The organism is Streptomyces sp. NPDC058662 (assembly GCF_042716255.1).
Taxonomy (GTDB): domain Bacteria; phylum Actinomycetota; class Actinomycetes; order Streptomycetales; family Streptomycetaceae; genus Streptomyces.
Genome location: NZ_JBHXRU010000172.1, coordinates 1 through 7,553 on the forward strand (window position 1 = coordinate 1; position 7,553 = coordinate 7,553).

Below are 7,553 nucleotides of genomic sequence, written 5' to 3' on the forward strand. Positions count from 1 at the left end.
TTTATCAACCATACCTCGAAATCTTTTTTTTTTTTGGGTTTGGGGGGTGGTTTTTTTTTTTTATGCGCCGGGGGGGGGGGGGGGGGGGGGGGGTAGCGCCCCCCCCCCCCCCGGCGTTCGCGCGTCGCCGCGCCCGGCGGGGCCCCTCCCGGGGACCCCTGGGTCAGCCGCGGCCCCGTAGCGGCAGCGGCAGCCGCGTCCGCAGCCGCGCCGCGGCGAGCCGGGCGGGGGCCGTCCGGGCCGAGGCCGCCGCCGACAGGGCGGCCCAGCGGGCCGACACCGCCCAGGAGACGCGTACCGCCGAGCGCGGCAGCAGCAGGGCGCGCAGCCGCGCGACGCGGCCCAGCCCCGCCAGCAGGCCCGCGCGGGCCAGCAGCACGTCGTCGGCCAGTTCCGGGTACGCACTCCCGGCGCCGGGCGGCGCGTACAGGTCCCGCTCCACCGCGCTCGCGACCCGGTGCACGGCCGCCGCGGCGTCCGGCTCCAGCCGGCCCAGGACCACGACCCGACCGGCCGCCCGGCGCGGCGACAGGGCCTCGTCGGGCGGCACTCCCGCGTCCCACGCGGTGTCGCCCAGCTCCCGCCACGCCTCCGGCACCCGGCGGGCCGCCAGGCGGCGGGCCCGGAGCCGGCCGCGCCACAGCATCGGCAGCAGCGGGATCCCGAGCACCGCCGACACGGCCGCGGCCCAGCCGAGGACGGTCGTCGCCGACGGCCCGCCGTCGCCGCCCGAAGCGTTCTCCTTCAGTACCGGGCCGCCGCACTCGCCGAGCTTCTTGAGCTCCGGCGGGCAGTCCTCGGCCCGCGTGGGCGCCGCCGAGGGCTGCGCCGTGTTCTGCGAGGGAAGCGGCGCGGGCGCGGACGGCTGGGCCGCGGGCGCCTGCGGACGCGCGTACTCCGGCACGTTCAGCCCCGACCGGGGCGTCGGCTCGAACCGGGTCCAGCCCACGCCCTCGAAGTACAGCTCCGGCCAGGCGTGCGCGTCCCGCATCGAGACGTTCACACTGCCGTCCGACTGCTTCTCGCCGGGGGTGAAGCCCACCGCCACCCGGGCCGGGATGCCCAGCGAGCGGGACATCGAGGCCATCGAGAACGCGAAGTGGACGCAGAACCCCTCCTTGTCGGCCAGGAAACGGGCGACCGCCTGCGGACCGGTGCCCGAGGCCGTCTTCGTGTTGTAGCGGAAGCCGCCGTTCACGGCGAAGTAGTCCTGGAGCCGAACCGCCCTCGTGTAGTCGTCCTTCGACCCCTGGGTCACCTGCCGGGCCGTCTCACCCACCACCGGCGGCAGGTTGTCGGGCAGCTTCGTGTACTCCGCCCGGACCGCCTGCTCCGGCGCCGGGGCGGCCGCGAGCTGCTGCGCCGTCGGCCGGAGCAGCAGGCTGGTCACCGTGTACAGGGCGCCCTGTGCGTTCTGGAACCTGTCCCGGCCCAGCTGGTCCCCGACCAGGGTCCGGCCGGCCGGCTCGAAGCGCCACTTGCCCTGGATCTGCACGGAGGTCGCCGGGTACGGCATGGGCAGGTAGCGCTGGGAGTAGGTGTCCGCCGCCGAGACGCTCGTCGTGACCTCGGTCGAGGACAGCCGTACGGGGTTGCCGAGCCCGGGAGGGTTCGGCAGCCGCTCCGGCACGTCGGTCAGGGCCCGCCCGGAGGCCTCCCACTTGACGCCGTTGAACTCGTCCAGGGCCAGGATCCGCAGGTACTGCTCGCCCTGCTGGGGACTGTTGGTCCGGTACTTCAGCACCACCCGGTTGTCCTGCGCGTTCAGACTGCTCTGCAGGGAGACCAGCGGGTTGACCGCCGAGATGGTCCCGCCCGGTCCGCTGCCGCCCCCGTCGCCGTCGCCGCGGGCGCCCAGCATCCCGCCGCCCAGCGCGGGCAGTGCCGCCGGCACCGCCAGCGCCAGCCCCAGGGCCACCGCGCCGATCCGCCGCCCGGTCCGCACCGGGGCCGTCGCCCGCGCGCCCGCGCCGGCGCCGAGGCCCGAGGCGGCCGAGACGCCCTCGCGCGGGGCGGAGCCGAAGACCCGGCCCCACTGCGCGAGCCGGTCCCGGCCCTCGGCCAGCAGCAGCATCAGGTAGCCGGAGCCCGCCAGCAGGAAGGAGACCCAGGAGGCCTCGCCGCCCCCCGACAGGCCCGCGGCCACGGAGTACAGCGCGAGCAGCGGCAGCCCGGCCGCGGCGGCCGTCCGCGCCGTCACCGCCAGCACGTCCACCAGCAGCCCGATCAGCAGCACACCGGACACCAGCAGCAGCCGGATGCCGTCCGTCAGCGGGGCCGGGATCGCGAACTCGCTCACGTCCTGCACGCCCTGCCCGTACAGCGCGCCGAAGTCCGAGACGAGGTAGTCCAGCAGCCCGCTCCCGCCGACGCCGGCCTTGCCGCCGAAGAGCACCGCGAGCACGAGCAGCGACACCAGCACCTGCGCGGCCACGGTCAGCGGCCGCGCCAGCGGCACCCGCCGGGCTCCGGCGCCCACCGCGCTCTGCACGGCCAGCAGCAGCGCCGCCTGGAGCAGCCAGGCCGCCGACTCCACCAGCGGCGCCAGCGACCATGCGGTGAGCAAGGTCGCCAGAGCCGCGAAGACCGTCAGTTTCGCCCGCCCGCTCATGTCCGCCCTCCGGAGCTTCCCGTGCCGAGCGGGCTGGTCCCGGCCTGGCGCCACACCTCGCCGAAGGCGGCCCCGGGCGGGGCCGCCAGCGCCGTCCAACCCGCGTCGCGCAGCCGGCGCAGCCGTTCCTCCAGCGCGGCCGGCGCCTGCGCGGGGAGCCCGCCCCAGGCCGCCGAGTCCAGTACGAAGGCCACCGCGGCTCCGGTCCGCTGGCGCATCCGCGCCGCCAGCTCGGTCTGTACGTCGTCCAGGTCGCCGAAGAAGGCGACGAGGAGCCCCTCGCCGCCCGCCCCGCCGAAACCGCCGCCGCGCACGGCGTCGTAGGCGCGTGAGAGCCCGGCGCCGTCGGAGTGCCCGACCACCGCGAGGGTGTCCATCATCAGCCCCGCCGCGGCGGCGGAGTCCTGCCCGCCGGCGGAGAAGCCCCGGCCCTCGAAACCGCCGCCGGAACCGGGGACGCAGTCACCGGTGTCCGTGAGCAGCCGTACCGAGAAGCCCTGCTCCAGCAGGTGCACCAGGGTGGACGCGGCCCCCGACACGGCCCACTCGAAGGCGGAGTCGGGGCCCGCGCCCTCGAAGGCGAGGCGCCGGGTGTCCAGCAGGACGGTGGCCTTGCTGCGCTGCGGCTGCTCCTCGCGGCGCACCATCAGCTCGCCGTAGCGCGCGGTGGAGCGCCAGTGCACCCGCCGCAGGTCGTCGCCGCGCCGGTAGCCGCGCGGGATCACGTCGTCGTCCCCGGCCAGGGCCAGGGAGCGGCGGGTGCCGTCGCCGTACCCGGAGGCCTCGGCGGCCAGCCGCACCGGCGGCAGGGGCTCGGTGCGCGGGACGACCGTGAGGGTGTCGTAGGTGCTGAACGACCTGGTCAGCTCGACCAGCCCGAACGGGTCGGTCAGCCGCAGCTGGAGCGGTCCCAGCGGGTAGCGGCCGCGCAGGTCCGAGCGGACCCGGTAGGACACCTCGCGGCGCCCTCCGGGCTCGACCCGGTCCAGTACGAACCGCGGCCGGGGCCCCAGCACGTAGGGCACCCGGTCCTGGAGCATCAGCAGGCCGGTGGGCAGCCGGGAGGTGTTGGACATCCGCAGCTGCACCCGGGCCTCGCCGCCCGCCGGCACCCGGTCGGGGGTCAGCCGGCGGCTGCCCGCGACCCGGTGCCGGGTGCGGTGCAGGGCGTACACGCAGATCAGCGGCAGCACGGCCAGCAGCAGCCCGACCCGGAGCAGTTCACCCTGGCCCAGTACGTACGCGCACGCCGCGGCGGCGATCCCGGCGGCGAGGAAGGAGCGGCCGCGGGTGGTCAGGCCGGACAGCGACGCGCGCAGCCCGCCCCCCTCGCGGCCGCCGTCCGCCGGACCGCCGGCGCCATGCGGGGCACCGGCGCCCATCAGAAGCCCCGGATGCCCGCGCCGGGCGGCATCTCACCGCGCGCGTGGGCGGCGGGGACGGGGGTGCGCTGGAGGATCTCCCCGACGACCTGCTCGGCGGTGCGCCGGGCCAGCTGGGCCTGCGCGGTGGGCAGCAGCCGGTGCGCGAGGACCGGGCCGGCCAGCGCCTGGACGTCGTCGGGCAGGACGTAGTCCCGGCCGGCGAGCGCGGCGGAGGCCTTCACGGCGCGCAGCAGGTGCAGGGTGGCGCGGGGCGAGGCGCCCAGGCGCAGGTCCGGGTGGCTGCGGGTGGCGGAGACCAGGTCGACGACGTAGCGCCGGACGGGCCCGGCCACGTACACCTCGCGCACGGCCTCGATGAGCTTGACGATGTCGTGGGCGTGCGCGACGGCCGCGAGGTCGTCCAGCGGGGAGAGCCCGCCGTGCACGTCGAGCATCTGGAGCTCGGCCTCGGGGCTGGGGTACCCGACGGAGACACGCGCCATGAAGCGGTCGCGCTGGGCCTCGGGGAGCGGGTAGGTGCCCTCCATCTCCACCGGGTTCTGGGTGGCGACGACCATGAAGGGGCTGGGCAGGGTGTAGGTGGTGCCGTCGATGGTGACCTGGCGTTCCTCCATCGACTCCAGCAGCGCGGACTGGGTCTTCGGCGAGGCGCGGTTGATCTCGTCGCCGATGACGATCTGCGCGAAGATCGCGCCCGGCTTGAACTCGAACTCGCGGCGCTGCTGGTCGTAGATGCTGACGCCGGTGATGTCGGAGGGCAGCAGGTCCGGGGTGAACTGGATGCGCTGCACCGAGCAGTCGATGGACTTGGCGAGCGCCTTGGCGAGCATCGTCTTGCCGACGCCGGGGACGTCCTCGATGAGCAGGTGTCCCTCGGCGAGCAGCACGGTCAGCGCGAGGCGGACGACCTCGGGCTTGCCCTCGATCACGCTCTCGACCGAGTGCCGGACCCGCTCCGCCGTGCTGGTCAGATCCGCGAGGCTCGCTCGGTCGTCATACGTGGTCACCTGGTTCTCCTCGGCCCTTTCCCAGGGCCGACCGCCCTTGGCGCATGACCGGCCCACCCCACAGCAGGGACGCCGGCCCCGGGGGTCCCGGGGGGCGTCTCCCCGCATTCTTGACGGCGTTGCGGTCCCGTGTCACTCAGGAGCTGGGATCGATCTCCCGCAGGAGTCCGGTGTGCACGTCGAAGACGAAGCCTCGCACATCGTCCGTGTGCAGCAGGAAGGGGTTCGTCCGGACCCGCTGCATGGACTGGCGGACGTCCTGGTCGACGTCCCGGAAGGCCTCGACGGCCCAGGCGGGACGCTGGCCGACCTCGTCCTCCAGCTCGTGCCGGAAGTCCTCGGTCAGGCTTTCGAGACCGCAGCCGGTGTGGTGGATGAGGATCACCGAGCGGGTGCCGAGGGCCCGCTGGCTGATGGTGAGGGAGCGGATGGTGTCGTCCGTGACCACGCCGCCGGCGTTGCGGATCGTGTGGCAGTCGCCGAGCTCCAGGCCCAGGGCGGCGTGCAGGTCGAGGCGGGCGTCCATGCAGGCCACGACGGCCACGTGCAGGACGGGGCGGGCGTCCATGCCGGGATCGGCGAACTTCGCCGCGTAGACGCGGTTCGCCGAGACCAGGCGGTCGGTGACGGAGCCGCCGCCGGCAGCCTCTGGTGCGGATTCGGCAGGCAGGGATGCGGAAGTCGTCATGGATACGACGGTAATGGTCACCGCCGGTAAAGGCAGCGGGTGAGGGGGGACAAAGAAGGTCAACAACACCCGTTGTGAGCTAACCCACAGGGGTGAGGCGGAGGCGGCCGAGCGGGTGATTCGCGCCCTTCGCGGGTTCGGGGCGAGGAGGGCGCACGGCGCGCGAGGCGGTTCGTTGACCCCGGCGACCGTTGCACTAAAGTGACGCGAACCGGCCGGAGCCCGGCCCTGACCGGCCGCCCGGCCCCCGATGAACACTCCGCGTGCGCGGCGCGTACGTACGGCCCGGCCCCCTCCGCTCACCGGCCGGCCGGCGCCGGCTCCCCCGGCGCCGGCGGCCCGGTCCCCTTCCCGGGGCGCCTCACGGCTCAGCCGGTGAGGGCGGGGACCCGGCGGTGCGTACGCCTGCCGCGCCGTTATCTGAGAGGGCGCTTTGACTAGCGAGTCCCGACATGTCCCGGTGATGCTCCAGCGGTGCCTGGACCTGTTGGCCCCGGCACTGGAGAGGCCCGGGGCCGTCGTCGTCGACTGCACCCTCGGCCTCGGCGGCCACAGCGAGGCCCTGCTGACCCGGTTCCCCGAGGTACACCTGATCGGCCTGGACCGCGACAAGGAGGCCCTGCGGCTCTCCGGCGAGCGCCTTGCGCCGTTCGGTGACCGGGCGACCCTGGTGCACGCGATCTACGCGGACCTGGGCGAGGTACTGGACGGGCTGCGCATCCCCGCCGTCCAGGGCATCCTCTTCGACCTCGGCGTCTCCTCCATGCAGCTCGACGAGGCCGACCGCGGGTTCGCGTACGCCCAGGACGCGCCGCTGGACATGCGGATGGACCAGACGACGGGCATCAGCGCCGCCGAGGTCCTCAACACCTACGCGCCCGGCGAGCTCGTGCGGATCCTGCGCCAGTACGGCGAGGAGAAGCAGGCCAAGCGGATCGTGTCCGCGGTCGTCAAGGAGCGGGAGAAGGAACCCTTCAGCAACAGCGCCCGGCTGGTCGAGCTGATCCGCGACGCCCTGCCGCAGGCGGCCAAGCGGACCGGCGGCAACCCCGCCAAGCGGACCTTCCAGGCGCTGCGCATCGAGGTCAACGGCGAGCTGTCCGGACTGGAGCGGGCCATCCCGGCGGCGGTCGAGCGGATCGCGGTCGGCGGCCGGATCGCCGTGCTCTCGTACCACTCGCTGGAGGACCGCCTGGTCAAGCAGGTCTTCGCGGCGGGCGCGACCTCCACGGCCCCGCCCGGACTGCCCGTGGTCCCGGAGAAGTACCAGCCGAAGCTCAAGCTGCTGACGCGCGGCGCGGAGCTGCCCACCGAGGAGGAGATCGCCGAGAACCGGCGGGCCGCCCCGGCCAGGTTCCGCGGCGTCGAACGCATCCGGGCGGCGCGGCTGTGACCCCGGGGGCGGGCGGCGGCGCGGGCCGGGCCGGGAGGGTCGCCACCCTGACGCGCGGGCGGGCGGCCCGCCTCAGCCGGGCGATCGGCGGCCGCCCCGGCCGCCCCGCGGGAGCCGGCGGCGGCCGCGGCTCGGCCGCGCAGGCGGCGCGGATGCCGTTCGTCCTGCTGGTGGTGGCCCTGCTCGGCGGGGGCCTGATCAGTCTGCTGCTGCTGAACTCCGCGCTGAACGAGGGCTCCTTCAAGCTGAGCGAGCTGAAGAAGGAGACCACCGCCCTCACGGACGAGGAGCAGGCGCTGCAGCGCGACGTGGACGCCTACTCGGCGCCCGACGCGCTCCAGCGCCGGGCGCACGACCTGGGCCTGGTCCCGGGCGGCAGCCCGGTCTTCCTCGGCCCGGACGGCAAGGGGGCCGGCTCCGCGTCGGTGGCCGAGCCCCCGCCGCCGCCGCCCCCGCCCCCGTCCGCGGC

The 7,553-nt window shown here is 75.1% G+C and carries 6 protein-coding genes; 2 read left to right on the plus strand and 4 right to left on the minus strand.

The features are described from left to right. Positions 1–163: 163 nt before the first annotated feature. From ACFWUQ_RS30665 to ACFWUQ_RS30680, 4 genes are all read right to left on the minus strand, one after another. On the minus strand, positions 164–2,611 hold the full coding sequence (locus ACFWUQ_RS30665; RefSeq protein WP_384544541.1) for a transglutaminaseTgpA domain-containing protein: 2,448 nt from the start codon (positions 2,609–2,611) through the stop codon (positions 164–166). Beyond that, positions 2,608–3,993 (minus strand): DUF58 domain-containing protein, encoded by a 1,386-nt coding sequence (locus ACFWUQ_RS30670; RefSeq protein ID WP_384544543.1) that lies wholly within the window; start codon positions 3,991–3,993, stop codon positions 2,608–2,610. The genes ACFWUQ_RS30665 and ACFWUQ_RS30670 overlap by 4 nt, the downstream gene beginning before the upstream one ends. Further along, a complete protein-coding gene (locus ACFWUQ_RS30675; RefSeq protein WP_384544545.1) occupies positions 3,993–5,003 on the minus strand; it encodes an AAA family ATPase in 1,011 nt (336 codons plus the stop codon). The genes ACFWUQ_RS30670 and ACFWUQ_RS30675 overlap by 1 nt, the downstream gene beginning before the upstream one ends. A 136-nt stretch (positions 5,004–5,139) precedes the next feature. Beyond that, positions 5,140–5,691 carry a beta-class carbonic anhydrase gene (locus ACFWUQ_RS30680; protein WP_384544547.1) on the minus strand — a complete coding sequence of 184 codons (552 nt, stop codon included), beginning with the start codon at positions 5,689–5,691 and terminating at the stop codon, positions 5,140–5,142. A gap of 433 nt (positions 5,692–6,124) precedes the next feature. Between ACFWUQ_RS30680 and rsmH the strand changes: the two genes are divergently transcribed. Beyond that, on the plus strand, positions 6,125–7,084 hold the full coding sequence (rsmH, locus tag ACFWUQ_RS30685; RefSeq protein ID WP_384544549.1) for a 16S rRNA (cytosine(1402)-N(4))-methyltransferase RsmH: 960 nt from the start codon (positions 6,125–6,127) through the stop codon (positions 7,082–7,084). Next, a partial coding sequence (locus ACFWUQ_RS30690) for a hypothetical protein (protein WP_384544551.1) occupies positions 7,081–7,553 on the plus strand: 473 nt, incomplete at its 3' end. The genes rsmH and ACFWUQ_RS30690, both read left to right, overlap by 4 nt.

Bases quoted from the DNA above. Each gene is read 5' to 3' on its own strand.
- ACFWUQ_RS30665 (WP_384544541.1), bottom strand. From the start codon at position 2,611: ATGAGCGGGCGGGCGAAACTGACGGTCTTCGCGGCTCTGGCGACCTTG.
- ACFWUQ_RS30670 (WP_384544543.1), bottom strand. From the start codon at position 3,993: ATGGGCGCCGGTGCCCCGCATGGCGCCGGCGGTCCGGCGGACGGCGGC.
- ACFWUQ_RS30680 (WP_384544547.1), bottom strand. From the start codon at position 5,691: ATGACGACTTCCGCATCCCTGCCTGCCGAATCCGCACCAGAGGCTGCC.